The following is a 417-nucleotide window of genomic DNA, read 5'->3' as shown; positions in this document are numbered from 1 at the left end:
GCAGCGCGTCGATCACCGCAGCATAGTTCGCCCCGACATAGCCGCCGCAATAAGCTGGATCGTCGGAATTCACGGTCGCCCTCCAGCCCCGATCGAGCATGCGCTTCAGCGGATGCTGGGTGAGGTCCGGGCAGACGCACAACGCCTTGTTGGAGAGCGGACACACCGTGAGGGTCAGCCCCTCGCGCGCGATGCGGGCGACGAGCGCCTCATCCTCCAGCGCGCGATTGCCATGGTCGATCCGGTCGACGCCCAGAAGATCTAGCGCCTCATTCACATAAGCCGGCGGCCCTTCCTCGCCGGCGTGGGCGAAGAGCTTCAGGCCCTGCGCGCGCGCGGCAGCGAACACGCGGGTGAACTTCGACGGCGGATGGCCCACCTCCGAACTGTCCAGCCCCACCCCCAGCAGACGGTCGA

1 protein-coding gene is annotated in these 417 nt (G+C 67.4%); it reads right to left on the bottom strand.

Features of this window, described 5'->3' with window-relative positions:
* On the bottom strand, positions 1-379 hold a 379-nt coding region (locus ACLD7X_RS19270), incomplete at its 3' end, for an adenosine deaminase family protein (protein WP_425625537.1).
* Positions 380-417: the final 38 nt, after the last annotated feature.

Origin of the sequence: Aphanothece microscopica RSMan92 (genome assembly GCF_046613545.2) — a bacterium.
In the GTDB taxonomy this organism is placed as follows: Bacteria; Cyanobacteriota; Cyanobacteriia; order PCC-6307; family Cyanobiaceae; genus NIES-981.
The sequence above is the reverse complement of the archived record's forward strand: the minus strand, read 5'-3'. Positions and strand labels throughout refer to the sequence as shown.